At 69.5% G+C, this 24786-nt stretch carries 28 protein-coding genes and 2 pseudogenes; 19 read left to right on the top strand and 11 right to left on the bottom strand.

Annotated elements, in window-relative coordinates; all coding sequences use genetic code 11:
- The 6 genes from M0G41_RS16610 to rsmD all read right to left on the bottom strand — a co-directional run bounded on the left by M0G41_RS16610 (nt 1) and on the right by rsmD (nt 4083).
- Nucleotides 1-426, bottom strand: a complete 426-nt coding sequence (locus M0G41_RS16610; protein WP_248211122.1) for a DUF4920 domain-containing protein — start codon at nt 424-426, stop codon at nt 1-3.
- A gap of 58 nt (nt 427-484) precedes the next feature.
- Nucleotides 485-2191 carry a gamma-glutamyltransferase gene (ggt, locus tag M0G41_RS16605; RefSeq protein WP_248211119.1) on the bottom strand — a complete coding sequence of 569 codons (1707 nt, stop codon included), beginning with the start codon at nt 2189-2191 and terminating at the stop codon, nt 485-487.
- The gene (locus tag M0G41_RS16600) at nt 2188-2442 is read right to left on the bottom strand and encodes a YfhL family 4Fe-4S dicluster ferredoxin (protein WP_248211118.1); all 255 of its coding nucleotides are present in this window, start codon (nt 2440-2442) and stop codon (nt 2188-2190) included. Before M0G41_RS16600 ends, ggt begins: the two co-directional genes overlap by 4 nt.
- 42 nt (nt 2443-2484) lie before the next feature.
- Nucleotides 2485-2979 (bottom strand): hypothetical protein, encoded by a 495-nt coding sequence (locus M0G41_RS16595; protein ID WP_248211116.1) that lies wholly within the window; start codon nt 2977-2979, stop codon nt 2485-2487.
- A gap of 26 nt (nt 2980-3005) precedes the next feature.
- Entirely contained in the window at nt 3006-3506 is a 501-nt protein-coding gene (gene coaD, locus M0G41_RS16590) for a pantetheine-phosphate adenylyltransferase (protein WP_248211114.1), read from the bottom strand.
- A gap of 79 nt (nt 3507-3585) precedes the next feature.
- Complete coding sequence (gene rsmD / locus M0G41_RS16585; RefSeq protein WP_425511271.1) at nt 3586-4083, bottom strand: 16S rRNA (guanine(966)-N(2))-methyltransferase RsmD; 498 nt, start codon at nt 4081-4083, stop codon at nt 3586-3588.
- Between rsmD and ftsY the strand changes: the two genes are divergently transcribed.
- From ftsY to M0G41_RS16565, 4 genes are read left to right on the top strand one after another with little or no spacing between them, the layout of a single operon-like run.
- Entirely contained in the window at nt 3997-5262 is a 1266-nt protein-coding gene (gene ftsY / locus M0G41_RS16580) for a signal recognition particle-docking protein FtsY (protein WP_425511270.1), read from the top strand. The genes rsmD and ftsY overlap by 87 nt on opposite strands.
- 12 nt (nt 5263-5274) lie before the next feature.
- Nucleotides 5275-6357 carry an AsmA family protein gene (locus M0G41_RS16575; RefSeq protein ID WP_248211111.1) on the top strand — a complete coding sequence of 361 codons (1083 nt, stop codon included), beginning with the start codon at nt 5275-5277 and terminating at the stop codon, nt 6355-6357.
- Complete coding sequence (gene mutY, locus M0G41_RS16570) at nt 6344-7396, top strand: A/G-specific adenine glycosylase (protein WP_248211109.1); 1053 nt, start codon at nt 6344-6346, stop codon at nt 7394-7396. The genes M0G41_RS16575 and mutY overlap by 14 nt, the downstream gene beginning before the upstream one ends.
- Complete coding sequence (locus M0G41_RS16565) at nt 7396-7665, top strand: oxidative damage protection protein (RefSeq protein ID WP_248211107.1); 270 nt, start codon at nt 7396-7398, stop codon at nt 7663-7665. The genes mutY and M0G41_RS16565 overlap by 1 nt, the downstream gene beginning before the upstream one ends.
- Before the next feature lie 504 nt (nt 7666-8169).
- Here M0G41_RS16565 and M0G41_RS16560 read toward each other — a convergent pair.
- A complete protein-coding gene (locus tag M0G41_RS16560) occupies nt 8170-8634 on the bottom strand; it encodes a copper chaperone PCu(A)C (RefSeq protein ID WP_248211105.1) in 465 nt (154 codons plus the stop codon).
- A gap of 126 nt (nt 8635-8760) precedes the next feature.
- On the opposite strand from M0G41_RS16560, the gene M0G41_RS16555 reads away from it, so the two are divergent.
- Complete coding sequence (locus tag M0G41_RS16555; protein WP_248211101.1) at nt 8761-9519, top strand: enoyl-CoA hydratase/isomerase family protein; 759 nt, start codon at nt 8761-8763, stop codon at nt 9517-9519.
- A 13-nt stretch (nt 9520-9532) separates the two neighbouring features.
- Here the strand turns inward: M0G41_RS16555 and M0G41_RS16550 are convergent, their stop codons facing one another.
- From M0G41_RS16550 to M0G41_RS16535, 3 genes and pseudogenes are all read right to left on the bottom strand, one after another.
- Nucleotides 9533-10423 carry a sulfurtransferase gene (locus M0G41_RS16550; protein WP_248211100.1) on the bottom strand — a complete coding sequence of 297 codons (891 nt, stop codon included), beginning with the start codon at nt 10421-10423 and terminating at the stop codon, nt 9533-9535.
- 3 nt (nt 10424-10426) lie between these two features.
- Nucleotides 10427-11193: pseudogene (locus tag M0G41_RS16545) on the bottom strand (CoA pyrophosphatase).
- Between the two features lie 78 nt (nt 11194-11271).
- Nucleotides 11272-11949 (bottom strand): FKBP-type peptidyl-prolyl cis-trans isomerase N-terminal domain-containing protein, encoded by a 678-nt coding sequence (locus tag M0G41_RS16535; RefSeq protein WP_248211094.1) that lies wholly within the window; start codon nt 11947-11949, stop codon nt 11272-11274.
- 176 nt (nt 11950-12125) lie between these two features.
- Here M0G41_RS16535 and M0G41_RS16530 point away from each other — a divergent pair, with 176 nt between their 5' ends.
- The 14 genes and pseudogenes from M0G41_RS16530 to M0G41_RS16465 all read left to right on the top strand — a co-directional run bounded on the left by M0G41_RS16530 (nt 12126) and on the right by M0G41_RS16465 (nt 23583).
- Entirely contained in the window at nt 12126-12908 is a 783-nt protein-coding gene (locus M0G41_RS16530) for an enoyl-CoA hydratase/isomerase family protein (protein ID WP_248211093.1), read from the top strand.
- Between the two features lie 25 nt (nt 12909-12933).
- Nucleotides 12934-14391, top strand: a complete 1458-nt coding sequence (rsxC, locus tag M0G41_RS16525) for an electron transport complex subunit RsxC (protein WP_248211091.1) — start codon at nt 12934-12936, stop codon at nt 14389-14391.
- Nucleotides 14388-15398, top strand: coding sequence for an RnfABCDGE type electron transport complex subunit D (locus M0G41_RS16520; RefSeq protein WP_248211089.1), 1011 nt, complete (start codon nt 14388-14390; stop codon nt 15396-15398). The genes rsxC and M0G41_RS16520 overlap by 4 nt, the downstream gene beginning before the upstream one ends.
- A complete protein-coding gene (locus M0G41_RS16515; RefSeq protein WP_248211087.1) occupies nt 15395-16072 on the top strand; it encodes an RnfABCDGE type electron transport complex subunit G in 678 nt (225 codons plus the stop codon). Before M0G41_RS16520 ends, M0G41_RS16515 begins: the two co-directional genes overlap by 4 nt.
- On the top strand, nt 16038-16730 hold the full coding sequence (gene rsxE, locus M0G41_RS16510) for an electron transport complex subunit RsxE (RefSeq protein WP_248211085.1): 693 nt from the start codon (nt 16038-16040) through the stop codon (nt 16728-16730). The genes M0G41_RS16515 and rsxE overlap by 35 nt, the downstream gene beginning before the upstream one ends.
- Nucleotides 16729-17370, top strand: a pseudogene (gene nth / locus M0G41_RS16505) (endonuclease III); the annotation flags it as partial. The gene rsxE and the pseudogene nth, both read left to right, overlap by 2 nt.
- Nucleotides 17371-17482: 112 nt before the next feature.
- Nucleotides 17483-18559, top strand: coding sequence for an OprO/OprP family phosphate-selective porin (locus tag M0G41_RS16500; RefSeq protein ID WP_248211081.1), 1077 nt, complete (start codon nt 17483-17485; stop codon nt 18557-18559).
- Nucleotides 18560-18804: 245 nt separating this feature from the next.
- Nucleotides 18805-19323: an RNA polymerase sigma factor gene (locus M0G41_RS16495; protein ID WP_248211079.1), complete on the top strand. Its 519-nt coding sequence runs from the start codon at nt 18805-18807 to the stop codon at nt 19321-19323.
- A gap of 106 nt (nt 19324-19429) precedes the next feature.
- Nucleotides 19430-19798: an HvfA family oxazolone/thioamide-modified RiPP metallophore gene (locus M0G41_RS16490; protein ID WP_248211076.1), complete on the top strand. Its 369-nt coding sequence runs from the start codon at nt 19430-19432 to the stop codon at nt 19796-19798.
- 18 nt (nt 19799-19816) lie between these two features.
- The gene (locus tag M0G41_RS16485; RefSeq protein WP_248211075.1) at nt 19817-20671 is read left to right on the top strand and encodes an HvfB family MNIO-type RiPP peptide maturase; all 855 of its coding nucleotides are present in this window, start codon (nt 19817-19819) and stop codon (nt 20669-20671) included.
- Nucleotides 20658-21452, top strand: a complete 795-nt coding sequence (locus M0G41_RS16480; protein ID WP_248211073.1) for an HvfC family RiPP maturation protein — start codon at nt 20658-20660, stop codon at nt 21450-21452. Before M0G41_RS16485 ends, M0G41_RS16480 begins: the two co-directional genes overlap by 14 nt.
- Nucleotides 21453-21919: 467 nt before the next feature.
- Nucleotides 21920-22417, top strand: a complete 498-nt coding sequence (locus M0G41_RS16475; RefSeq protein WP_248211071.1) for a hypothetical protein — start codon at nt 21920-21922, stop codon at nt 22415-22417.
- Nucleotides 22418-22472: 55 nt separating this feature from the next.
- On the top strand, nt 22473-22943 hold the full coding sequence (locus tag M0G41_RS18940; RefSeq protein ID WP_425511269.1) for a response regulator transcription factor: 471 nt from the start codon (nt 22473-22475) through the stop codon (nt 22941-22943).
- Nucleotides 22944-23049: 106 nt separating this feature from the next.
- Complete coding sequence (locus M0G41_RS16465) at nt 23050-23583, top strand: DUF4199 domain-containing protein (RefSeq protein WP_248211069.1); 534 nt, start codon at nt 23050-23052, stop codon at nt 23581-23583.
- A 300-nt stretch (nt 23584-23883) separates the two neighbouring features.
- Here M0G41_RS16465 and M0G41_RS16460 read toward each other — a convergent pair whose 3' ends face one another.
- On the bottom strand, nt 23884-24759 hold the full coding sequence (locus M0G41_RS16460; RefSeq protein WP_248211068.1) for a PhzF family phenazine biosynthesis protein: 876 nt from the start codon (nt 24757-24759) through the stop codon (nt 23884-23886).
- Nucleotides 24760-24786: the final 27 nt, after the last annotated feature.

Raw genomic sequence — 24786 nt, 5'->3', positions numbered from 1 at the left:
TCAGCCACCCTCGCCGGTGAGACGGATCCCGAGCGTGTCGATGCGGTACTCGCGGCGCTCGACCGGCTCGCTGCGCCCGGCGTCCTCGGCCAGGTGCCTGGCCATCGACTCCGACATCTCCACCTCTTCCATCACACCCCAGACCACGGCGGGGCCGCGGTAGTCCTGGGGCACCGAGAAGGCGTGCTCGTGCATCATCAGGCGCACGGCGCGGCCTTCGTCCTCGAGCATGGCCCAGCAACCTTTCTTCTGGCAGACCTCGACCACCCGGCCGCTGAACAGGGTGTTTCCCTCGGGCGGCGCCTTCAGCGCGTCGCCCAGCGGAAGCGGTTTGCCAAGCGGCACCTGCTCGCCGAAGGTGGCGGCCTGCGCCGCGCCGATCAGGGCGGACAGGCCCAGCGCGATCGTCCACTGCAAATGCTTCATCGACTCCTCCTACTGCGTTCTGCGCGACGCCCCGGCGCCCGGCCGGGGTCGCGTGGATCTATCGGAAGATGCTGCCTTCGTCCTCGCCGACCCCGGTGGCGGCCTTGCCAACATCCCCCCAGCGTGGATCGCTGCCGGCGTCGACCTCACCGGTGATCCGGTTCCAGCGCGCCACGTGCATGTTGCCCCAGCTGTTGCGACCCGCCTCGACGGTGAAACCGCGCTCGCGCAGGGCGCCGACCGTGGCCTCGTCCAGCGCGCCCTCCTCGTAGGACAGCACATCGGGAAGGTACTGATGATGGACACGCGGCATGGCGGCTGCTTGCTGGGCGGTCTGCCCGTCCATCAGCGCCATCAGGCCGATCAGCACCATGCTGATGATCCGGCTGCCGCCCGGCGTGCCGAGCACGGCGGTCTTCTCGGGTCCGATCAGGAAGCTGGGCGTCATCGAGGACAGCGGCCGTTTGCCCGGCTCGATGGCATTGGCATCGTCGCCGACCAGGCCAAAGGCATTCGGCACGCCGGTCTTGACCGAGAAATCGTCCATCTCGTTGTTGAGCAGGAACCCGGTGCCGGGCACGACCATGGCGTTGCCATAGGGCAGGTTCACGGTCTGGGTGACCGCGGCGAGATTGCCCTCGCGGTCGATGATCGAGAAATGCGTGGTGTCCGTCCCGTTCTCCGAGTCGCCGACGCCGGGCAGCATGGCGCTGGGCGTGGCCCTGTCGGGGTGGATCGAGGCGCGCAGCCCGGCGGCGTAATGCGGCGACATCAGCATCTCGACCGGCACCTCGACGAAATCCGGGTCGCCGAGGTAGATCGCGCGATCGCGGTAGGCGCGGCGCAGCGCCTCGGTCAGCCAGTGCAGCTTCTGAACAGAATCGGCCTCGGTGTAGGGCAGGCCTTCCAGGATCTGCAGCGTCTGCGCCAGCGCGATGCCCCCGCTGGAGGGCGGCGGCGCGGTGACGATCCGGTAGCCCCGATGCTGCAGGCGCAGCGGCTTGCGCTCGACCACCCGGTAATCGACCAGGTCCTGCTCGGACCAGATGCCGCCGCGCTCACGCACGCCGGCCACCAGCTTCGCGGCCAGCTCCCCGCGATAGAAGCCGTCCCGGCCCTCGCTGGCAAGCCGCTCGAGGGTGCGGGCGTAGTCCGGATTGCGCATCCGGGTGCCCTCGGCCGGGGTCGCCCCATCGACCAGGAACAGCGCCGAAGCACCGGGATCCGCGCTGAGCGACAGCCGACGCCAGCCCATCATGCTGGCGTTCTTGCGGCCGAACACCCAGCCCTCCTTCGCCAGCCGGATGGCCGGGGCCAGGCTGCGCGAGAGCGGCAGCTTGCCGTACTTGTCGGCCAGATGGACGAGACCAGCGGGCAGCCCGGGTATGCCGGCGGCCAGGGCGCCATCCACAGCCTTGACCCGCTGCGGCTTGCCGTCCGCATCGAGGTACATGTCGCGGGTGGCGGCCAGGGGCGCCCGCTCGCGGGCGTCAACGAAGACCTGCCGGTCCTCCTTGGCCAGGTGCAAGAGGAAGAATCCGCCGCCGCCAAGTCCCGAGCTTTCCGGCTCGACCAGACCCAGCGTGGCACTGACCGCGACCGCGGCGTCGAAGGCATTGCCTCCGGCGGCGAGGACCTCGAGGCCGGCATCGGTGGCCTGCGCATTGGCGCTGGCCACGACCGCCTGTTTCGGCAACTCGCCAGCGCCGGCAACCCCGGCCAGCCAGACCACGCCCAGCAGGGCGAAGCGGACCATCACGCTCATGCAGCCTCCTTGCCCAGCCGTGCCGCCTTGGCGGCCAGCTGCTCACGGGTTTCGGCATGCGCCGGATCGAGGTCGATGCACTCGACCGGGCAGACCACCTGGCACTGCGGCTCGTCGAAGTGCCCGACGCACTCGGTGCAGCGCGCCGGATCGATCTCGTAGATGGTCTCGCCCTGGTAGATCGCCGTGTTCGGACAGGCCGGGGCGCAGACGTCGCAGTTGATGCAGAGATCGTTGATCAGCAGTGCCATGCGGGATGGCGCCCGCCGCCGGGGCGGCGCGCGCCTTGCTCCTTACTTGGCTTCGACGAAGATGAAGTCGGCGCCGGACGGCTCCACCGCCTCACGCACCCGCGCCTCGTCCTCGGCCTTGCCGATGTACAGCACCTTCACGCCCTTGAACGAACCGGCGTCGGCGTTCTTGAAGGCCTCGACGATCAGGTCGCCCATCCGGGCCGACTCGGGCGAGCCGAAGGCCAGCATGTTGCCGGGCAGGACGGTGCGGGCGATGGTGTCGGAGACGTTGTCCAGCTGGCGCAGGTACTGGTCCTCGAAGCCCTCCACGGTGGACGGCGGCAGGTAGTACATGAACGGGCTGTTGCGGATGCCCTCCATGTTCTGCTTCACCACACCGGCGAGGTAGAGCTTCCAGTTCTGCTCGTTGCCGTCGGTCGGGGCAGTCAGCACCTGGGGCGCCTCGGCCTTCTTCGGGGCTTCCTCCTGCTTGCCGCAGGCGGCGACGGCGAGGACGGCGGAGGCGATCAGGATGCTGCGCAGGATGGCTTTCATGGTGTCTTCCAATGGTATGGGGGAATTCAGCCGCCCTTCCACTTGCGGCGCAGGGCCTCGTGGACGGCGGGGTGCACAAAGCCGGACACGTCACCGCCCAGGCGGGCGATCTCACGTACCAGCGACGACGAAATGAAGCTGTACTGTTCGGCAGGCGTCAGGAACAGCGTTTCGACATTGGGGATCAGATGGCGGTTCATGCTCGCCAGCTGGAACTCGTATTCGAAGTCCGATACCGCGCGCAGTCCGCGCAGCAGGACGCCGGCGCCCACTTCGCGGACAAAGTCGGCGAGCAGGGTGTTGAAGCCGCGCACCTCGACATGCGCAATGCCACCGAGCGCCAGCTGGGTCAGCTCTATGCGCTCCTCGAGGCTGAAACCGGGTCCCTTGCCCGGGCTCTCGGCGACCCCGACAACGATCCGCTCGAACAGCGGCGCGGCCCTGGCGACCAGGTCGGTGTGCCCGTTGGTCACCGGGTCGAAGGTGCCCGGGTAGATGGCGATGCGGTGCGACGGATTGGAGGCCATGCGTCGGTCGGGAAGGCGCCGGTGCGGAGCGCCCCACAGTGTAGCAAGGCGGCGCCGGCTGCCGGCCAGCGCCCCGGAACTAGCCGCGGCGGTACAGGGCGTAGCGCACCTCACGGGTGCGTCCTTCACGATGACAGCGCCAGTCGGCGCACAGTGCCGGCTGGAAATCCGGCGCGGATTCCAGGTACAGCCAGGCCCGCGGCTCGAGCTGCGGCAGCACGCGGTCCAGCGCCGCCGTCCACAGGTCGCCGGCAAAGGGTGGATCGACAAAGGCGACGTCGAAGTGCTCCCCGTCACCGATCGCCGCCGCCGAAAGCGCATCGGCACAGCGCACCTCGACGCCGGTGGCGCCCAGCCGCTCGGCGCTCTCGCGCAGCCCGGCGGCAAGGCTGCGGTCGCGTTCCACCATCACCACGCTGGCCGCGCCGCGGGAGAAGGCCTCGAAGCCCAGCGCACCGCTGCCGGCGAAGAGATCGAGCACGCGTGCGCCATGCAGTTCATGCTGCAGCCAGTTGAACAGTGTCTCCCGGACCCGGTCCGAGGTCGGCCGGAGCCCGGCCGAATCGGCCACCGGCAGCCGGGATCCGCGCAGCCGGCCGCCGATGATCCGCACCGAACCCGCGCCCGCCTGCGGCTTGCCGGAACCATAACGCCTCGGTGCTACCATTCCGCCCCCGCCGATCTGCTGTCCACGATGTTCAACATCTTCAAGAAAAAGCCGGTCCAGGGCGAGCAGAACAACGCGCCGGAAACCCAGCCCGCAGCGCCGCAGGCGCCGGCCGAGTCCGCGTCCACGCCCGATTCCGACATCGCCACCCCGCCACCCGCAGGCGCCGAATCCAGGGCGAGCTGGCGTGACCGCCTGGGCGGCAGCGCGCTGGCGCGCAGCTTCGGCGGCCTGTTCAAGCGCCAGGCCGAGATCGACCCGGACCTGCTCGACGAGATCGAGACCGCCCTGCTCACCTCGGACATGGGCGTGGCCGCCACCGAGGCCGTGGTCGCCGACCTGCGCCGTGCCATCGAGCGCAAGGAAGCCGAGGACACCGGCGCCCTGCTCGAACGCCTGCGCGGCCTGCTGGTCGGCATGCTGCGCCCGGTGGCCCAGCCGCTGAACGTCGACGCCGGGCCGAAGCCCTTCGTCATCCTCACCGTCGGCGTCAACGGCGTCGGCAAGACCACCACCATCGGCAAGCTGGCGCGTCGCTTTGCCGACGAGCGCAAGCAGGTCATGCTGGCCGCCGGCGATACCTTCCGCGCCGCGGCCGTGGCGCAGCTGCAGCAGTGGGGCGAGCGCAACCAGGTCCCGGTGGTCGCCCAGGGCCAGGGCGCCGACTCCGCTTCGGTGATCTTCTCCGCCCTGCAGGCTGCCAAGGCCCGCGGCGGCGACCTGCTGATCGCGGACACCGCCGGACGCCTGCATACCCAGGGCGGACTGATGGACGAGCTGTCCAAGGTCGTCCGCGTCATGAAGAAGCTTGATGCCGAGGCCCCGCACGAGGTGCTGCTGGTGATCGACGGCACCACCGGGCAGAACGCCGTGAACCAGGTTCGCCAGTTCAGCCGGGCGGTGCAGGTCACCGGCCTTGTGGTCACCAAGCTCGACGGCACGGCCAAGGGCGGCGTGGTGTTCGCCCTGGCCCGCGAATTCGGCCTGCCGATCCGCTACGTCGGGCTGGGCGAAAAGGTCCACGACCTGCGCGTGTTCGACCCCGACGCCTTTGTCGACGCCCTGCTGCCACACACGCTGTCCCGCTGAGCAGGATGCGCGGTGAAGCCGGCGCCTAAGCCCAAGGGACGCTGGTGGGTATGGCCCTTCGGCATCGCCGTCCTGGCCGTGGCCCTGCTCAGCCTGCTGCGCTGGATCATCCAGCCGGAGCGCCTTGGCCGCTTCCTGCTGGAGCGCGCCGAGGCCGCAAGCGGGCTTGACCTTGAGGTCTCGGGGCCGCCGCGCCTTGGCATCTGGCCGCGCCTGCACCTGCAGCTTGTCGGGCTCGAGGTGCGCGACCCGGCGATGCCGCGCGTTCTGCTGGCCAGCGCAGAGCACGTAGCGCTTTACCTGCCGCTGTCCAGCCTCGGTGGCGAGGTCGAGATCGACGCTGTGGCCCTGCACAGGCCCGTGATCGATCTCACCACCCTCGCCCGGCGCAGCGCCCGGGCGACGGATCCGCCCGGCAAGCCCTGGCTGCCGGCCATCGCCAGCCTCGAGATCAGCGACGGCCGATTGGTCGACGAGGGCTGGTCCTTGGAAGCGATCGAACTGCAGCTGGCCCACCTGCTCGACCCGGCCGCCGATTTGGAGATCGACCTCGCCGCCCGGCTCCTCATCGGCGAGGACGCGGCCGAGGGCATCGTTGATGACGCGGACGAAAGCGAGGGGCTGCCGCTGCGGCTGTCCCTGCTTGCCGCAAACCCGACCGGCGGCGCGCTCGAATGGGGCATCCGCAGGCTTGAGTTCGGCGGCGCCGAGGAGCCCCTGCTGCAAGCCTCCGAGGCTACCCTCGCCCTGCCCGAATGGTCGCAAGCTCGCCTCCGCCTGCTAGGCAGGCTGATCGGCTGGCCGGCCAGCTGGCCGGCGCTGCCCGACCCGGCAAGCGGCCAGCTCGCCAATCTCGACGTCGAGCTGCATTGGGCCCCGGGCGATTCCGAATCTGCGCTCAGGCTGTGGCTGGCCGGCCCCGGTCGCAGTGCGCGCATCGCCATGCAGCCGGAGGAGTTCGCCGCCTGGCTCGAAGCCGGCGACTGGTTCGCCCCACTGCCCGGCGAGGCCGAGCTGGCCATCGACCAGATCGAGGTCGAAGGCGTGCGCATCGAAGGCCTGCAGCTGCGGCACGGAGTCGATGGAGCACGCTGAGTTCGCCCCGCGCCTGCTCGACTGGTTCGAGCGCCACGGCCGCCATGACCTGCCCTGGCAGCACCCGCGCAGCCCCTACCGGGTCTGGGTGGCCGAGATCATGCTGCAGCAGACCCAGGTCGCCACCGTCATTCCCTACTTCCAGCGCTTCGTGGACGCCCTGCCCACCCTGCCCTTGCTGGCCGCGGCCAACGAGGACACTGTGCTGGCGCTGTGGTCGGGGCTCGGCTACTACAGCCGCGCCCGCAACCTGCGCGCCGCGGCCAAGCGCTGCGCGACTGAACATGAGGGTTCACTACCGGACGATCTCGAAGCGCTGCAGGCGCTGCCGGGCATCGGCCGCAGCACGGCGGCGGCGATCCGTGCACAGGCCTTCGGCCGCCCGGACGCCATCCTCGACGGAAACGTCAAACGCGTGCTCTGTCGCCTGTTCGGCATCGAGGGCTGGCCAGGCGAGCGGCGCATCGAGCAGCAGCTGTGGACCCTCGCCGCCTCATTGATGCCCGACGAGCGCTGCGCCGACTACACCCAGGCGATCATGGACTTCGGCGCCACCCTGTGCAGCCGGGCCCGCCCGGCCTGCGCGATCTGCCCGTTCTCAGATGACTGCGAGGCGCGGCTCAGCAGCCGCGTGGACAGCCTGCCGACGCCCCGACCGCGGCGCGAGGTCCCGCAGCGCGAGTGCAGCATGCTGGTGCTCTGCGACCCGGACGGCCGGCTGCTGCTGCAGCGCCGCGAGGGCAGCGGCGTCTGGCAGGGGCTATGGTCCCTGCCCCAGTTCGAGGCCGCCGAGGCCGCCCGCGACTTCGCCGTGAGCCTCGGCGCCCGGGACGATGGTCGCCCGCTCGAACCCGTCGAACACGCCTTCACCCACTACCGCCTGCGCATCCATCCGCTGCGCTTCGACCTGCCCGGTCGGAGCGCCCCGCGCATCGGCGATAATCCCGCCACGCGCTGGATCACCCGCAGCGAGCTGCTCGAGCTCGGCCTGCCGGCGCCGGTCCGCCGCCTGGTTTCCCATATCAAGGAGTTCCGCTGATGCCGCGCACCGTGCACTGCCGCCTCGACGACAAGGAGGTCGAGGGCCTCGACTTCGCCCCCTGGCCCGGCCCCCTCGGCCAGCGCGTCTTCAAAGAGATCGGCAAGCCCGCCTGGCAGCGCTGGCTGGCCCACCAGACCATGCTGATCAACGAGAACCGCCTGTCGCCGATGGACCCCAAGACCCGCACCTTCCTCGCCGCGGAGATGGAGAAGTTCCTGTTCGGCGACGGCGCCGAAAAGCCCGCGGGATTCGTGCCGGAAGAGTAGCCGCAGGGCGCGCGCCAACCGACCCTGCCGTCGCGACGCGCTTCGATGGGGTATCTGACAAACATTGTCGCGGCGCCAACGCGAACCTTGGGCGCGAAGAAGACCTTCCACAACACCCGAATGTAGGAGCCAGCTTGCTGGCGATCGTCCCATCCGTGGCGCCTATCGCCAGCAAGCTGGCTCCTACAGCGGGACCGGGGCGAATGCGAACTTCGCGCCCAAAGCCCTTGGGCGCGACCGCGGAGTTCCGCTCTGGCCGCGGTCTGTGGTGAATCCGTAGCGCTGCGGTCGCGCCCGAGGGCACTCCCACAATTTGACTGCGGCAAGGCCTGCTTTGCAGCGCAAACCGGACCTGGCAGCGACGTTGCGTGTAGGAGCCAGCTTGCTGGCGATCGTTCCGTCCGGGGCGCCTATCGCCAGCAAGCTGGCTCCTACAACGGGACCGGGGCGAATGCGAACTTCGCGCCCAACCCTGCCTTTCGGGGGGGCGCGAGCCGCTGCCGCTCAATGATCGTGGTGGTGATCGTGCCCCTCGTCCGAGCCCACAGCCTCGCGGCGCACCTCGAAGGCGACAGGCTGCTCGCTGCCGTCGTCGAAGCGCAGGACGATCTCGACCTGCTCGCCTTCGGCCGGCACCGAGGTCGGGCGCATCAGCATGAGGTGGCGGCCGCCGGGCTCAAGGCTGGTCGACTCTCCGGCGGGAATCGAAAGGCGCGGCACCTCGCGCATCCGGGCGATGCCGTCGACCTCGACCGTTTCGTGGATTTCGACCAGGCCGAAGCGCGTGCTGGACGCGCCGACCAGGGCGCGCTCGGCCTCGCCGCGGTTGTGCAGCACGGCATAGCCGGCCAGCATGCGTGCCGAGGGCGGCGCAGCGCGGATCCAGGGCGACTCCACGACGATTTGCTCCGCCAGCGCAGGGGCAGCGAAAAGGGCAAGCAGCAGGCCGCAGGCAAGCGAACGCAGCATCGAGGGGACTCCTTGGCGTTGACGACAGGGTGGCGATTGTCACCGCAGCCGGTGTTATGCCGCATGAAGCACGCAGGAACCGCGCATCGGCTACCCTTGGACGTCCATTCCGACCGGATCCCGCAGATGCTCGAAACCCAGTCCCTCGACGCCGGCATCGTCGAACTGCGCATGGCGCGGCCGCCGGTCAATGCCCTCAATCCCGATCTGCTCGCTGCGATCGCCGAAGGCCTCGACAAGGCCGTGGCCGACGGCGCCCAGGGCATCGTGTTCTCGGGCGCGCCGGGCATGTTCTCGGCCGGACTCGATGTGCCCTACCTGCTGACCCTCGAGCGGCCGGCGCTGGAGTCCGCCTGGCAGGCCTTCTTCACCGTCTGCTCCAAGCTGGCTTTCTCGCCGGTGCCGGTGGCGGCTGCGATCACCGGCCACAGCCCGGCCGGCGGCGCGGTGATGAGTCTGTTCTGCGACTACCGGGTGATGGCCGAGGGCAGCTTCCGGATCGGTCTCAACGAGGTCCAGGTCGGACTGGTGGTGCCCGACCCGATCCAGGCGGCGCTGCGCCGGCTGGTCGGCGACTATCGGGCCGAGCGTCTGCTGGTGGCAGGCGCCATGCTGGAGTCGGTCGAGGCGCTGCGCGTGGGCCTGGTCGACGAGCTGGCCACTCCTGAACAGGTCGTTCAGACCGCCGCCAGGTTCCTGGCCAGCCATCTGTCCCTGCCGCGCTCGGCGATGCTGCGCACCCGTGAAATGGCCCGGGCCGACCTGCGCGAGGCGATCGGCAAGCCGGGCAGCGTTGACCTCTCGCCCTTCATGGAGGCCTGGTTCGAGGACGAGACGCAGCAGGTGCTGGGCGCGCTGGTCGCGCGCCTGAAGTCGAAGAAGTAGCCGAGGCCGGCCCTCAGGCCGGCTGTTTGCTGTCGCGCGAGGCGGACTTCGGCTCCTCGCCGCGGGCAACCGGCCGCGAGGGGTCGCTCGACCATTCGCTCCAGGAGCCTGCGTAGACCCGCGAGCCCTTCAGCCCGGCGTGCTCCATGGCCAGCAGGTTGTGGCAGGCGGTGACGCCCGAGCCACACATGTGGACGACATCGGCCGGCGAGCCCGGACCGATCAGCATGCGGAACTCGGTGGCCAGCAGGCCGGCCGGCTTGAAGCGGCCATTGACGTCGAGATTCTGCGCGTAGTGCCGGTTCACCGCGCCGGGGATGTGCCCGGCCACGGCGTCGATCGGCTCGACCTCTCCGCGGTAGCGCTCGGGAGCGCGGGCGTCGATCAGCGGCGCGCCGCCGACCACCGCGCCGCGCGCGGCAATCACCGCGATGGTGGCGATCTGCTTGACGTCGTAACGCGCGGTGTAGCCGGCAGGTCGCGGCCGCGGAATGGTCTTCTCGATCGGCAACCCCTGCCCCGCCCAGGCCGCATAGCCGCCATCGAGCACGGCCACCTTCTCGTGGCCGAGCAGGCGAAGAAGCCACCACAGCCGTGCGGCGAAGGCGCCGTCGGCGGCGTCGTAGACCACCACCTGGGAGGTGCGCGAAATGCCCCAGCGGCCCAGCCGGCCGCAGAGGACATCGGCATCGGGCAGCGGGTGGCGACCGCGGCCGGTCTTGCCGAGATCGGAAAGGTCGCGATCGACATGGGCGAACACGGCACCGGGCAGATGGCCCGCGAGATAGGCCCGCTCGCCGGCCTGCGGGTCGCGCAGGTCGTGGCGGCAATCGACGATCACCAGGGGCTGGCTGCCCAGCGCAGAGGCGAGTTCGTCGCGGGTAACCAAAGTCTTGGCGTGCATGCTTCAGTGCTCGGATTCGAAGAACCGACGTAGGTTCAGGATCATGGCAGCGGTCGCGCCCCAGATGCGGTATCGACCGAAGTGAATCTGCCAATAGTGCCGCATGCGACCGCGGAATTCAGCGCCGACCTGTTCACTGTTTGCAGGATCAAGCAGATAGGTGAGCGGAACCTCGAAGGCCTCGGCCACTTCCGCGGCCTCGAGGCGCAGCTGGTAGCCGGGATCGATGCGCGCCAGCACAGGGGTGACTCGAAAGCCGGTGATGGTGGCGTAGGGGTCGAGAAAGCCGAGTGGCTCGATCAGCGGCGCGCCGATGCCGACCTCTTCCTCGGTCTCACGCAGGGCGGCAGCGACGAGGTCGCGGTCGCCGGGATCGCGGCGGCCGCCGGGGAAGGCGATCTGCCCGGCATGCTGGCGCATGGAATCGGTGCGTCGGGTGAGCAGCACGCTCTGGCCGGCCGGACGTTCGATCAGCCCGACCAGGACGGCGGCCTCGGCAAGATGCTCCGGCAGCAGGTCGAGCAGTTCGTCGCTGTTCCAGGGCGCTTCCTGCGGCGGCCGGTCGAGCGGGTGCAGGTGGCCGCTGCGCAGACGCGGAGAGGCCATCAGCCGGCGCGGGATGCTTCGCGCCCGGGCAGGATCTCATCCATCAGGCGGGTGCGCTCTGCGTCGCTCAGCGAGGCCCAGGCGGCAATCTCGTCGCCGCTGCGGAAGCAGCCTTCGCACAGTCCGTCATCGCCCAGCTGGCAGATGCCGATGCAGGGCGTCATCAGCGGCTTGGCGGCGGGACCGGACCAGTTGAACACGGTGCAGACGGTGCGGGGCGGCCAGGCCGCCCCGCAGCGACCTTACTTGACTTCGATCAGCTTGACGTCGAACACCACGGCCTGGTTGGGGCCGACCGGCGAACGCGGGCTGTTGCCGTAGGCCTGGTCGGCCGGCAGGAAGATCTCCCAGCGCGAACCCTGCTTCATCAGCGGCAGCACCTCGCGAAGGCCCGGGATCGGGTTCTCCGAAACCTTCATCGACACTGCCTGATTGCCGGTGTAGGTGCTGGCGAACTCCTGGCCGGTGTGCAGCGAGCCACGGAAGTGGATCTGCACGTCGCTGGTCGGCGCCGGACGCGCGCCGGTGCCTTCCTCGATCACCCGGTACTGGATGCCGGACGGCAGGGCGACCACGCCGGACTTGGCACGGTTCTGGGCCAGGAAGGCGTCGCTCTTCGACTTGTTCTCGTTCGACACGCGCTCGAACTCGCTCTTGGCCTGCTCGAGCATCTTGGCCTGCATGGCCTCCAGCGCGCCGCGCATGTCGGCCTCGGACACCGCCGGGTTCCGCTTGGCGTGACCGTCCTGGATGGCCCGGATCACCGTGGCGATATCCACGTCCATCTGCTTGTCGTTGAAATCGCGGCCGATCTCGTAACCGATCGCGTAGCTCAGCTTGCCCTTGTCGGACGTAGTGTCCTGAGCGATAGCCACGCTCATGCTCATGGCTGCGAGCACCGCAACCGTCCAGCGCAACATCATTGGATTCTCCTGAGGATGGTACCCACGCCTCGCCGGAAGCGGCGAAAAGGGCGCGACAGCATACCCGCTGGCCGCCCCCCGCACCACTTCCGGCGTGGGCCATGTGACACCGGACCTTCTCCGGAGTTCCCGGGGCAGCCGCTACAATCGCCGCTTTCATTCAGGAGCCCTCGATGAGCCTTGCCAATCTGCTGATCGAAGACCGCGGTGCGGTCCGGCGCATCACCGTCAACCGTCCGGACAAGCTCAACGCCCTGAACCGGGAGACCATCGCCCAGCTGCACCATGCCTTTGCCGAGGCGGCCGGCGAGCCGTCCGTGCGCGTTGTGGTGCTGGCCGGCGCCGGCAACAAGGCCTTCGTGGCCGGGGCCGACATCTCCGAACTGGCCAGCCAGACGCCGGTCGAGGCGCGCGACACCTCGCGCTTCGGCCAGCAACTGATGAGCCGCATCGAGGCGCTGGGCAAGCCGGTGATCGCCGAGATCGGCGGCTACTGCCTTGGCGGCGGGATGGAGCTGGCGATGGGCTGCCACCTGCGCATCGCCAGCGAGAAGGCCCGCTTCGGCCAGCCCGAAGTGAACCTCGGCCTGATTCCCGGCTTCGGCGGCACCCAGCGCCTGCTCCGCCTGGCCGGGCGCAGCGCCACCCTCGAACTGTGCCTGACCGGCGAGCAGATCAGCGCCGAGCGGGCCTATCAGCTTGGCATCGTCAGCCGGCTGGTCGCCGCCGAGGAGCTGGAAGCCGAGTGCATGAAGCTCGCCGAGCATCTCGCCGGACTCGCCCCCCAGGCCCTGCGTGGCGTGCTCGATTCGGTGATCGCCGGTGGCGAAGCCGCCCTGCCGCTCGGCCTCGAGTTCGAGACCCAAGCCTTCGCCGTGGCTTTCTCGACCGAGGACATGCGCGAGGGCACCAGCGCCTTCCTCGAGCGCCGCAAGCCGCAGTTCCAGGGCCGTTGAGGCAGGCGCCCGCGAGCGGACGCGGATGAGCGCGGGCGGCTTTCACGGCGGACTGAAGCTGCCGGGACGCAAGGAGGCCGCTGCTCGGCCGATCCGTCGCTGCCCCCCACCCGCCGTCTTGCGCGTTGCGCTTCGCCAGCACCCGGGCGAAGCCGCCCTGCCCTTGGTCGCGGCGGGCCAGAGCGTCCGGGAAGGCCAGCTGCTGGCCCGGGCCGTGGGGCCGTTTGGCGCAGACCTGCACGCCCCCTGCCACGCCGAGGTGCTCAGCATCGACGAATCCGGCGATGGCCTGCTCTGCCTGCGGCCGACGGCCGAAGACGGGGACGCGATCCGGCTGCCGCTGCTCGACCCTGACACGGCCGCCGCCGACGCGATTCGGGCGAGGATCGCCGCCGCCGGCGTCGTCGGGCTCGGCGGCGCCGCCTTCCCGACCGCCGACAAGCTGGCCATCGCCCGCGAGGCCGTGATCCTCAACGGCGCCGAGTGCGAGCCGCTGATCGCCTGCGACAACCGCCTGCTGCAGGAGCGTGCGGAGGCGGTGATCCGCGGCGGTGAGCTGCTGCGCCGTGCCTGCGGCGCCGGCAGCCTGCGCATCGCCATCGAGGAAGACATGCCCGCCGCCCGCGAGGCCCTGCTCGCGGCCAAGGCCGACGCCCCGGCCTTCGAACTGGACGTGCTGCCCGCGCGCTACCCGCAGGGCGGCGAGCGCCAGCTGATCGAGGCGGTGCTCGGTATCGAGGTCCCGCGTGGCGGCCTGCCCCGCGACATCGGGATCGGCGTATTCAACGTAGGCACCGCCGAGGCGGTATGGCGGGCGGTGGCCGAGGGCCGCCCGCTGACCCGCCGCCTGGTCAGCGTTGCCGGCGGAGGGGTGGTGGAACCGGTGGTGGTGGAGGCCCTGATCGGTACACCGGTCGCCGAGCTGATCGGCGCGGCCGGCGGCTATCGCGAGGATGCGGCGCGGCTGATCCTCGGCGGACCGCTGACCGGCCGCGCCCTGGCCGACGACGATCACGGCCTGCGCAAGGGCGACAACGCCATCGTGGTGCTGTCGACCGCCGAGATCCCGGAGACCCGCACGTCGATGCCCTGCATCCGCTGCGGCGCCTGCGCCACGGTCTGCCCGGCGCGGCTGCAGCCACAGCTGCTCTGGCAGTTCGGCCTGGCCGGACAGGACTCGCGGCTCAGCGACCACGGCCTGTTCGACTGCATCGAGTGCGCGGCCTGCGATCTCGTCTGCCCCAGCCATATCGCCCTGACCGCCGGCTTTCGCGAGCACAAACTGCGCCTGCGCGGCGAGGCGCTGGAGCGCGCCGCGGCCGATGCCGCGCGCGAGCGCTTCGAGCAGCGCCAGGCCCGGCTTGAGCGCGAGGCCGCCGAGCGCGCCGAGCAGGAGGCCGAGCAGCAGCGCCGCCTGCTGGCCAGGGACGCCGTGCGCGCGGCGCTGGAGCGCGCCCGGGCCCGCGGCAAGGGGCCACCGTGACCCGCCGCTTTCCGCCCGATCCGACGCCGTCGATGGCGCCGCCGCGCGGCGTGCGCCAGGTGATGGGCTGGGTCCTGCTGGCCCTGCTTCCGGCCGCGCTCATCCATCATCTCTGGTTCGGCTGGGGGATCTGGCTGCAGATTGGCCTTGCCGCGGGCTTCGCCCTGCTGATCGAGGCCACCGCGCTGCGCCTGCGCGGGCTCCCCGTGCAGCCTTTTCTGACCGACCTCAGCGCGCCGCTGACCGGCGTCCTGTTCGCCTTCTGCCTGCCGCCCGACGCGCCCTGGTGGATCGCGGCCTTCGGCATGCTGTTCGCCATCGGCATCGCCAAGCACGCCTATGGCGGCCTCGGCGGCAATACCTTCAACCCGGCCATGGTCGGCTACGCCGCGGCCCTGGTCTGCTTTCCCGCCGAGATGGCCCGCTGGCCGGTGCCGGGCACGCTGGATCTTGGAGCCACCGTGCAGCAGGTATTCGGTCTGTCCGCCCCGCTTGACGCGATCGCCCGCCCCACCCCACTCGACCAGGCACGCAACGCGCTGGGCGAAGGCCTGTCGATCAGCGAGCTGCGCGCCGGCGAAGCCTTCCGCGGCGGGGCGGCCCACCCTGCCCTGCCCCTGGCGCTGGCCTTCGCCGCCGGCGGCGCCCTGCTGCTCTGGCAGCGCCTGATCCACTGGCGCCAGCCGGCCGCGCTGCTGCTCGGCCTGCTGGCGCTGGCCGCCCCGGCCTGGCTGTTGGATCCGGACCTGCACCTCTCCCCGATGGAACATCTCGTTCAGGGCGCAGCGGTCATGGCGGCGTTCTTCATCATCACCGACCCGGTGTCGGGCTGCAGCACACCGCGTGGCCAGTGGCTGTTCGGGATCGGCGTCGCCCTGCTCACCCTGCTGATCCGCGAGTTCGGCCAGTACCCGGACGGCATCGTCTTCGCCGTGCTGCTGATGAACGCGGCGGCGCCCTGGATCGAGCTGCACAGTCGGCCGAGGATTCACGGAGAATCGAAGTGAAGCCGCGCCGCGAGGCGATCATGCTGGCCCTGCGTCTTGCCCTCGTAGGTCTGGCCGCGGTTGCCCTGCTGGAGGGCCTGCACCGGCTGACCGCGCCGGCGATCGAGGCGGCGCAGCGGGAGCGCGAGCGCCAGGCACTGAGCCTCGCCCTGCCCGCTGACCAGTTCGACAACGCGATCGAGTCGGACCGCATTGCCGTCCGCGCGCCGCGCTGGCTGGGAAGCGAACAGCCGCTGACCGTGCACCGCGCGGAGCTGCAGGGAAGGCCCTCGGGATTCGTGATCGAGGCGGTTGCCGCAGCCGGCTACGGCGGTCCGATCCGGATGCTGGTCGGGATCGATGGCGCCGGCCGCGTCCAGGGCGTTCGCCTGCTCGAGCACCGCGAGACCCCGGGTCTGGGCGACTACGTCGATGCCCGGCGCAGTGACTGGCCGGAGTCGCTGCGCGGGCGCAGCCTCCGTAATCCGCCGCCCGCTCAGTGGCGCGTCGAGGCCGACGGGGGTCGGTTTCCCTACCTCGCCGGTGCTACCGTCAGCCCACGCGCCGTCGTCGATGCCGTACGCGTCGTCCTGCAGTTCGCCAAGGCCCACGGACCCGCGCTGCGCGCCGCTGCCGCCGGTACCACACTGGAGTTCACCGATGGACCCGAGCCCCTCCCCCGCGCAGATCGCTGAGCAGGGCCTGTGGCGCAACAACGTCGGGCTGGTCCAGCTGCTCGGCCTGTGTCCGCTGCTGGCGGTCAGCCACAACGCAGTCAACGCGCTGGCCCTTGGCCTGGCCACGCTGATCGCGCTGACCGCCACGGCGCTCGGCGTATCGGCCCTGCGCCACCTGCTGTCGCGGCCGATCCGGCTGCCCGGCTTCCTGCTGCTGATCGCCTCGATCGTCACCGCCATCGAGCTGCTGATCCACGCCTTCCTGCCCGCCCTGCACGAGGTGCTCGGCCTGTTCCTGCCGCTGATCGTCACCAACTGCGCCCTGCTTGGTCGGGCCGAGGCCTTCTCCTCGCGGCAGCCGGTGGCCAGCGCTGCCCTCGACGGGCTGTTCATGGGCCTGGGTTTTCTCGCCGTGCTGCTCGCCCTTGGGATGCTGCGAGAGCTGCTCGGGCAGGGCAGCCTGTTCGCCGGGGCCGGCCGCCTGCTGCACCTTCCCTTCATCGAGCTCCGCATCGGCTCCGGAGGCGGCCTGCTGCTGGCCTCGCTGCCGACCGGCGCCTTCCTGTCGCTCGCACTGCTGGTCGCCCTGAAGCAGTGGCGTGACCTGCGCGCCGCGCCGCGACAAGCCAGCCCATCCACCGAGGACCCCCGACTTGAACGCCCAGCAGCGCCATGAATTCTTCTCGCGGCTGCGCGAGCTGAATCCGCATCCGACCACCGAACTTGAGTTCTCCACCCCCTTCGAGCTGCTGGTCGCGGTCGCGCTGTCCGCCCAGGCCACCGATGTTTCGGTGAACAAGGTCACCCGCCGGCTGTTTCCGCTGGCCAACACGCCGCAGGCGATCCTCGACCTCGGCGAGGATCGCCTGCGCGAACTGATCAGCAGCATCGGCCTGTTCAACAGCAAGGCGAAGAACGTCATCGCCACCTGCCGGATCCTGCTCGAGAAACACGGCGGCGAGGTGCCTCGGGACCGCGAGTCCCTGGAAGCCCTGCCCGGGGTCGGCCGCAAGACCGCCAATGTGGTGCTGAACACCGCATTCGGCCAGCCGACCATGGCGGTGGACACCCATATCTTCCGGGTCGGCAACCGCACCGGCCTTGCCCCCGGCAAGACGCCGCTGGCCGTGGAGAAGGCCCTGCTCAAGCGCGTGCCCGCCGAGTTCCTGCTCGACGCCCATCACTGGCTGATCCTGCACGGACGCTACGTCTGCAAGGCACGCAAGCCGGACTGCCCGCAGTGCGTGGTGCGCGACCTGTGCCGCTTCCGTGGCAAGACGGTGACAGCTGAGCCAGGGCGCGACGAGCCCAAGTGACTGAAACCGCGGACTATCCGACACGCGGGTTTCTCCCGAGGGCACGTCGTAATTTCGCTGTAACAATTGCGCAATATCTTGGACACCTGACTTTCATCCAACGGACTTCTGCATGAAACTTCGTGCCCTCAGCGCGGCCACCCTGCTGGCCCTCGGACTCCCGTCGGGCGCCGAAGCTCTCGAACTCGGCCCGGTCAAGATCAAGGGCAACTTCCAGTTCGACACGGTCTTCGTCGACTCCGCCCCGGCCCCGATCGACGACGTAGACAGCTGGCGTCGCCGCGAGTTTGGCTTCTCCACGACCCTGGCGGAGAAGTACGAGATGAAGGTCGAGTACGACTTCAATTCGGACGCCTGGACCGACGTCTACCTGCGCTTCCCCGCAGGCGGTGCAAAGCTGACCGTTGGTCAGTTCAAGATCCCGTTCGGGCCTGAGGTGCTGGCATCCAGCTCGCAGCTTCTGTTCACCGAAAGCAGCGCGGGCTCACTGCTGGCTCCCAGTCGCCGTCTCGGTGTGCAGTACGCCCGCGGCGGTGACTCCTGGGGCATGCAGGCGGCGGTGTTCGGCCAGAACCTGCAGAACTCCGGCCCCGACCTCGGCGTAGCAGCCCGGGCCTGGGGATGGCGTGGCAACGCGGAGAGCGGAATCTTCCATTTCGGCCTCGCCGGCACTCAGGAGTCACCGCAGAACAACTCGCTGCGTTTCCGCCTGCGCCCGGAGATCGGCAGCTTTGGGCCGAACTGGGTGGACGGGGGCAGCTTCCGCAACGTCGACGATTTCCGCCGCACTGGCCTCGAGTTCGGTTGGCAGCGTGGGAACGTCGCGGTCTTCGGCGACTGGTCGCACGGTGACTTCGATGGTGAGAGCTCGCGCAGTGTGCAGGGCACCACGCTGCAGGCCTCGTGGACCGTACACGGCGCGCCGCGCGCCTATGATTCGTCCTCCGGCCTGTTCGTCGGCCCGAAGGCCACCGAGGGGCTGGGCCAGATCGAACTGGCACTGCGTTACAGCGATGCGCGTCTGCCGCGGGTGGCCGGTGGCGAGAATGGTCACGACGGTTTCTCGGTCGGCACCAACGTGCAATACGGCAAGCACCTGCGCTTCATGCTGGACCGGCATATGAATGAGCGCGACAGCGATGGCGCCGACGCCGAGCTGTGGACCTTCCGCGTGGCCGTGGGCTTCTGAGCCAGCGCCGGGGATCGCCTTCGAAGACGCTCTCGTTCATCGCAGAAGACTCAGCGGCGCCCGGACTCCGGGCGCCGTTTTTTCATGAACGAACCATGAATGCGCCCGTCCGCTGCGCGCATCGATTTCCGCCCTGCCCGCCACTTGTCCTGTGAAACGCGCGCGTCGCCGCGTCCGGCCTCGATTGTGATGGCCGCCACGCTTTGACGCGCTATCCTTGGCCCACGATCTGCGGAGGGCGCCCGGTGCAGGCCGAGCTCACCAGCGATGACATCGAAGCGGCACGCCTGGGTGACGCCCAGGCCCTGGCCCGTCTGCTTGGCGCAAGACGCCGGCAGGTCATCCGCTATGCCGAGCGGCACTGCGTCGTCCACGACGTCGAAGACGCCGTGCAGGAAACCCTGCTGATCGCCAGCCGAAGCATTCGCCGCCTGCGTGCGGCCGTCGCGCTAAATGGCTGGCTGTTCCGGATCGTCAAGCGGGAGTGCGACCGCATGAAGCGATTCTGGCGAACCCACGTCTTCGACTACGCACCCGAGCGCGAGCTGGAACAGCCGGTGGTGCAGCCGGTCGACGCGCTGCGCCACGACCTGGTCCGGGCCATCGAATCCCTGCCCCAGCACTATCGTGACGTCGTCCTGCTGCGTGATGCGCAGGAGCTGACCATCGACGAGATCTGCGAGGTCCTCGACCTCAGTCGCGAGGCTGCCAAGGCGCGGCTGCATCGAGCGCGCGTGCTCCTGCGCGAGTACCTGAATCCATGAGCCGGACATCCTCCGTACGCATGCTGAGTCCGGCTTGACGCCATCCCCGCGTGAGCGGGCAATCCGCGGGGTAGACCCGCTCTTCGATCCATCAAGGGAGATACACATGAACAAGCGTATGCAGACCCTGTCGCTGGCCGTTGGTGCCGCCTTCGTCGGTTCGCTGGCCCTGTCCGCCAATGCCACCGCTTCCAGCTTCAACGTGACCGACCTCGACGCCGGCTATCAGCTGGTGGGCGACCATGAGAAGGCCAAGGAAGGCAAGTGTGGTGAGGGCAAGTGCGGCGAGGGCAAGAAGGCCGAGGGCAAGTGCGGTGAAGGCAAGTGCGGCGAAGGCAAGAAGGCCGAGGGCAAGTGCGGTGAAGGCAAGTGTGGCGAAGGCAAGAAGGCCGAGGGCAAGTGCGGTGAAGGCAAGTGCGGCGAGGGCAAGAAGGAAGGTGAAGGCAAGTGTGGCGAGGGCAAGTGCGGCGGCTGATCGCCGGATGCTGAGCCCATGAGCCCCCAGAAGCTTGCTCCGGCGAGTGCGGGTCTCGGTCTGCGGCGGGCCCTGCTGGGCCCGCTGCTCGACTGCGACAGCCCCGGCTTCGACTTCGTCGAGGTCGCCCCGGAAAACTGGATCGGCGTTGGCGGCAGTCTCGGCCGGCGCTTCGCCGCGGCCTGCGAGCGCTACCCGCTGGTCTGCCACGGACTATCGCTGTCGATCGGCGGGCCGGATGCGCTCGACGAGCCCTTCCTGCAGCGCCTTCGCCGCTTCCTCGACCAGTATCGGGTGCCAATCTACAGCGAACACCTCAGCTACTGCACCGACGGCGGCCATCTCTACGACCTGATGCCGATCCCGTTCACCGCCGAGGCGGTGGACTACGTGGTCGGACGGGTCCGGCGTGTCCAGGACATCCTCGGCCGGCGCATCGCACTCGAGAACGTCAGCTATTACGCCGCACCGCACCAGTCGATGCGCGAGATCGACTTCATCAACGCCGTGCTCGACGGCGCCGACTGCGAGCTGCTGCTCGACGTCAACAACATCTACGTCAACAGCGTGAACCACCGCTACGACGCACTGGAATTCCTTCATGCGCTGCCGGCACGGCGGGTGCGCTACATCCACGTCGCCGGCCACTACCGCGAGGCCGACGACCTGATCGTCGACACCCACGGCGCCGCCGTGGTCGACCCGGTCTGGTCCATGCTCGATGCCGCCTATGCCCACACCGGGCTGAAGCCGACCCTGCTCGAACGCGACTTCAATATCCCCGCGCTGCCGGTACTGGAATCCGAGATCGCGACGATCCGCGGGATCCAGCAGCGCCACGCCAAAGAAGACGCCCGGCATGCGGCCGCTTGAGGCACCGCCACGCCTGCGCGAGCAGCAGGTCGCCTTCGCCGCCCACCTCCGCGACCCGGCCAGCGCGCCGCCGCCCGAGGGCATCGAGGATCGCCGCATGGCGATCTACCGCGACCTGTTCTACAACAGCCTGGAGGGCCTGCTCGCCGGCAACTTCCCGGTGATCCGCCGCCTGCGGGGCGATGACAGCTGGCACGCCCTGGTCCGCGACTTCTATCGCGAGCACGCCTGCCACACGCCGCTGTTCACCGAGATCGGCCGCGAGTTCCTGCGCTACCTCGAGCGCCGGCAGGAGGAAGGCCGCGGCGATCCGCCCTTCCTGCTCGAACTGGCCCACTACGAATGGGTGGAGCTCGCGCTCTCGCTCGAAGAGGTTGATGAGCAGGATCTGCAGGCCGATCGCGAGGCCGACCTGCTGGGCGGCGTGCCCCTGCTCTCGCCGCTGGCCTGGCCACTGGCCTATCGCTTCCCGGTGCAGCAGATCCGCGAGGACTTCCAACCCGCCGAGCCGCCGCCGCAGCCGACCTTCCTGCTGGTCGTGCGCGATGGCGAGGGCGAGATCCGCTTCAAGTCGCTTGACCCGTTGGGCTACCACCTGCTGCAGGCGGTGGGCAGCAACGAGCAGGGCGCCAGTGGCCGACAGCTGCTGCAGGCGCTCGGCGTGGCGGCCGGCGTCGACGCCGCGAGCCTGCCTGGATTCATCGAAAACGGTAGCCGCCTCCTTCAGGCGCTGCGCCAGCGCGAGGTGATCCTCGGCACGCGGATCGAACCGGCCGGCTGAGCGTCGCGGGCGGGAGTCGTATGGTTGGCCGGATGCGCCGGCTCCGGCCGGGGTCTATGTGCAACGGAACAATCGGGCGCGAAGGGCGCATTCGCCCCGGTGCATCAATTGGGCCGATGTTCTGTGGGAGTGCCCTTGGGCGCGACCGCGGAGTTCCGCTCTGGCCGCGGTGTGTGGTGAATCCGATACGCCGCGGTCGCGCCCAAGGGCGCTCCCACAGTCCGGCACCGTTGGGGGTCGGCGCAGGCCTATAGCGCGCGTCTTGGCGCACCGACATGGGCGTTCGGACGGTACGCCCGGTGCGGCCAGCCGCACCCTATGAATGTCTTCTTCCCGCCCTTCTTGCGCGTCGACCGGAAATCTCCACGCGTCACGCTCCCGCGGCGGACGCGTCGAAGGCTCACGGTTCTTGCCCCGGAAACGCCGCTGCTATGCTTGTGCCCCCTCCCCCACCGCAACCTCCCGGCATGGATTCGGTGCCCTTCTCCTGTGACGCATTCGGCGGATTCGGCGAGATCCAGGGCATCCTTCGTCTGGATGCCGACGGTCTGCTGCTGCAGTACCAGACCCGCGACGCCGTGCTCGGCGTGCTGCGTACCGGCATGAAGACGACGCTGGTACCGCTCGATACCCTGGTGGCGGCGCAGTACCGGGCGGGCTTCCTCTGGCTGTCGCCGCGCATCGAGATCCGTGTCTCCGACCTCACCGCGGTGGCCGACATTCCGAGCACCGAAGGCGGCAGGCTGAGGCTCAAGGTCGCCTTCAGCGACCGCGGCGACGCCCGCAAGCTTGCCCATATGCTTGGCGGCCGGCTCGCCGAGCAGCGACTTGATCGCCTGCAGGGCGAGTTGGACAAGATGAGCGTCGCCCGTTCCACCGGTACCTCGCCATATTCATCGCAGGCCGCCCCCCAGCCGGCGGCCTCCTCCGCTTCCAGACCGCGGCCGAGCGAGAGCGAGCAGTAGCCGCGCGGAGCCTGCGCTCGGCCGGCAATACCGACAGCCGCGGTAAGCTCGTCCCATGTCGAGATCGACGTTCCTGCATACCCTTGGCTATGGCGCGCTTGCCGGCGCGGTGCTGCTTTGCCTCCAGCTGATCAGCCTTGCGCCCATTGCCCTCGACTGGGGTCGTGAGCTGATCGGTGCGGCGATCGCCGTGGTTGCAGTGCTGGTCGGCGTGGCGATCAGCCGGCATGCCCGACCCCGCCCCCCGAATGCTGCCGCGACAGGTACCTCTGGAGTCACCGGTGCGGCCGCAGCTGAACCCGACAGGCTTCCCGAGCTCAGCCCGCGCGAGCAGGAGGTGCTGGGCAAGCTCTGCCGCGGACTGAGCAACAAGCAGATCGCACGCGAGCTGAATCTTTCGGAGAACACCGTCAAGACCCACCTGGGCAATCTCTACGCCAAGCTGGGGGTGGGTCGCCGCACCGAGGCACTGGCCGTTGCGCGCCAGCGGGGTCTGCCCGCCGAGCCGCCCGATCTGCCCGGTTGATTCAAAGGCTTGCAGAGGACCTCATCCGTTTCTCACCCGTTCGGGCGATGGGCTCGGGCGGCGCCGGAGACTAGATTCAGGGCCCCCAGACTTTCCGGAGATACCCATGCATCCCACCATCCGCTACGGGCTGATCGCAGGCGGCCTGCTCTGCCTGCCGATGTTCGGTCCCTACCTGATCTTCGGCCTGCGTCCGGAATGGATGAGGGTCGGCGAGGTCATCGGCTACACCAGCATGGTGCTGTGCATGACCGCCACCTGGTTCGCCATGCGCCACGAACAGCAACGTCGAGGCCCCCTGGGCTACGGCCGGTTGCTCGGGGTCGGCGTGGGCGTCTCGGCCGTCGCCGGGCTGATTTTCGGTCTTGCCACCTGGGGTTTCTACGCACTGGCCGGTGACGCCCTGCCCGAAGCCCTGATCGAGTTCTACCTCGCCCAGGCCCGCGACCCCGGTCTCGATGCCGCCGAATCGGCCCGTCGGGTCGCCGAGATCGAATCGATGAAGTCCCTGTTCTTCAACCGCCCGCTTCAGGCCGCCGTGATGTTTGCCACCGTCTTCGTCATCGGCGTCGCGGTCAGCCTGGTCGCCGCCTTCTTCGCACGGCGCAGCGGCGGCGAAGGCGTACGGCAGCAGGCGTAGTCGCGAGCGGTTTCACGGGAGGCGGAACGCTAAGGCGTGCGTTGGGCGCGAAGCAGACATTCATAGGGTGCGGCTGGCCGCACCGGTCATACCCTATGGGGCTCGCTGACGCCCAACGAAGCCCGACTGTGGGAACGCCCTTGGGCGCGACCGCGGCGCTACGGATTCACCTCAGACCGCGGCCAGAGCGGATCGCCCCGGTCGCGCCCAAGGGCACTCCCACAGAACATCAGCCCATTTGATGCACCGGGGCGAATGCGCACTTCGCGCCCGGAGCGTCCCCTCCCCCGACCGCGGCGCTCAGCCGGCGGAGAAGCGCCCGTCGATGACGGTAACCGAGTGCCCGCCGATCCAGACGCCATCCGGCTCGATGGCGACATGGACGAGGCCGTCGCGGTCCAGTTCGCGTCCCTGGCTGGAGATGTAGCGATCGCCGGCGCGGAGCTGGCCGCTGTCGACGAGGTAGGCGGCGATGGCGGCATTGGCGCTGCCGGTAACCGGGTCCTCGGGAATGCCGTCGGCCGGACAGAAGGCACGCACGACACGCTGGAAGTCATCGCTGCGGGCGGCTGCGAACACCGCGAGACCCACCGCCGAGCTGCTCCGGCAGAGTGCGGCGACACCGGCCAGATCCGGCTTCCGGCCGCGCAGCGCCTCCTCATCACACAGCTCCACCAGCCACCAGCGGGGGCCGTTGTCGTAGAGCGCAGGCTGCAGCGCCCCGCGCGGCAGGTCGCCGAGGGCGTGGTCGATCAAGGGCTGCCAGTTGGGCTGCGATTCGATAGCCCGCGCAGCGGGCGCACGCACCCGGACCAGGCGGTCTGCGCCCTCACCCCGGACCTGCACCGGCAGCAGACCGGCCGCGCACTCCTGCACCAGACCGCCCTGCGAATCGGGATGCAGCAGTCCGGCCTCGAGCAGCGCGTGGGCCGTGCCCACGCTGGGATGGCCGGCGAAGGGCAGTTCCTGCATCGGGGTGAAGATGCGCACGCGGTAGCTGGCCTCGGCCGACTCGGGAGGCAGCACGAAGGTGGTCTCGGAAAGATTGGTCCAGGCCGCGATGCGCTGCATCGCCTCGCCATCGAGACCGCGGGCGTCCAGCACCACGGCCACCGGGTTGCCGCGCATGGGCACCCGGGTAAACACATCAACCTGCTTGAATGCGACGCCGGTCATGGCAACTCCTCGCCAACTGAACACAGC

This window comes from Pseudomarimonas salicorniae (assembly GCF_023156535.1).
In the GTDB taxonomy this organism is placed as follows: Bacteria; Pseudomonadota; Gammaproteobacteria; order Xanthomonadales; family Xanthomonadaceae; genus Pseudomarimonas; species Pseudomarimonas salicorniae.
Note: the sequence above shows the minus strand (reverse complement) of the source record. Positions and strands in the feature narration are given on the sequence as shown.

Excerpts from the sequence above, each read along its gene's own strand:
- M0G41_RS16610 (WP_248211122.1), bottom strand. The coding sequence starts at position 426 with ATGAAGCATTTGCAGTGGACGATCGCGCTGGGCCTGTCCGCCCTGATC.
- ggt (WP_248211119.1), bottom strand. The coding sequence starts at position 2,191 with ATGAGCGTGATGGTCCGCTTCGCCCTGCTGGGCGTGGTCTGGCTGGCC.
- M0G41_RS16600 (WP_248211118.1), bottom strand. The coding sequence starts at position 2,442 with ATGGCACTGCTGATCAACGATCTCTGCATCAACTGCGACGTCTGCGCC.
- M0G41_RS16595 (WP_248211116.1), bottom strand. The coding sequence starts at position 2,979 with ATGAAAGCCATCCTGCGCAGCATCCTGATCGCCTCCGCCGTCCTCGCC.
- coaD (WP_248211114.1), bottom strand. The coding sequence starts at position 3,506 with ATGGCCTCCAATCCGTCGCACCGCATCGCCATCTACCCGGGCACCTTC.
- ftsY (WP_425511270.1), top strand. The coding sequence starts at position 3,997 with ATGCAGTTCATGCTGCAGCCAGTTGAACAGTGTCTCCCGGACCCGGTC.
- mutY (WP_248211109.1), top strand. The coding sequence starts at position 6,344 with ATGGAGCACGCTGAGTTCGCCCCGCGCCTGCTCGACTGGTTCGAGCGC.
- M0G41_RS16565 (WP_248211107.1), top strand. The coding sequence starts at position 7,396 with ATGCCGCGCACCGTGCACTGCCGCCTCGACGACAAGGAGGTCGAGGGC.
- M0G41_RS16560 (WP_248211105.1), bottom strand. The coding sequence starts at position 8,634 with ATGCTGCGTTCGCTTGCCTGCGGCCTGCTGCTTGCCCTTTTCGCTGCC.
- M0G41_RS16555 (WP_248211101.1), top strand. The coding sequence starts at position 8,761 with ATGCTCGAAACCCAGTCCCTCGACGCCGGCATCGTCGAACTGCGCATG.
- M0G41_RS16550 (WP_248211100.1), bottom strand. The coding sequence starts at position 10,423 with ATGCACGCCAAGACTTTGGTTACCCGCGACGAACTCGCCTCTGCGCTG.
- M0G41_RS16535 (WP_248211094.1), bottom strand. The coding sequence starts at position 11,949 with ATGTTGCGCTGGACGGTTGCGGTGCTCGCAGCCATGAGCATGAGCGTG.
- M0G41_RS16530 (WP_248211093.1), top strand. The coding sequence starts at position 12,126 with ATGAGCCTTGCCAATCTGCTGATCGAAGACCGCGGTGCGGTCCGGCGC.
- rsxC (WP_248211091.1), top strand. The coding sequence starts at position 12,934 with ATGAGCGCGGGCGGCTTTCACGGCGGACTGAAGCTGCCGGGACGCAAG.
- rsxE (WP_248211085.1), top strand. The coding sequence starts at position 16,038 with ATGGACCCGAGCCCCTCCCCCGCGCAGATCGCTGAGCAGGGCCTGTGG.
- M0G41_RS16500 (WP_248211081.1), top strand. The coding sequence starts at position 17,483 with ATGAAACTTCGTGCCCTCAGCGCGGCCACCCTGCTGGCCCTCGGACTC.
- M0G41_RS16490 (WP_248211076.1), top strand. The coding sequence starts at position 19,430 with ATGAACAAGCGTATGCAGACCCTGTCGCTGGCCGTTGGTGCCGCCTTC.
- M0G41_RS16485 (WP_248211075.1), top strand. The coding sequence starts at position 19,817 with ATGAGCCCCCAGAAGCTTGCTCCGGCGAGTGCGGGTCTCGGTCTGCGG.
- M0G41_RS16480 (WP_248211073.1), top strand. The coding sequence starts at position 20,658 with ATGCGGCCGCTTGAGGCACCGCCACGCCTGCGCGAGCAGCAGGTCGCC.
- M0G41_RS16475 (WP_248211071.1), top strand. The coding sequence starts at position 21,920 with ATGGATTCGGTGCCCTTCTCCTGTGACGCATTCGGCGGATTCGGCGAG.
- M0G41_RS18940 (WP_425511269.1), top strand. The coding sequence starts at position 22,473 with ATGTCGAGATCGACGTTCCTGCATACCCTTGGCTATGGCGCGCTTGCC.
- M0G41_RS16465 (WP_248211069.1), top strand. The coding sequence starts at position 23,050 with ATGCATCCCACCATCCGCTACGGGCTGATCGCAGGCGGCCTGCTCTGC.
- M0G41_RS16460 (WP_248211068.1), bottom strand. The coding sequence starts at position 24,759 with ATGACCGGCGTCGCATTCAAGCAGGTTGATGTGTTTACCCGGGTGCCC.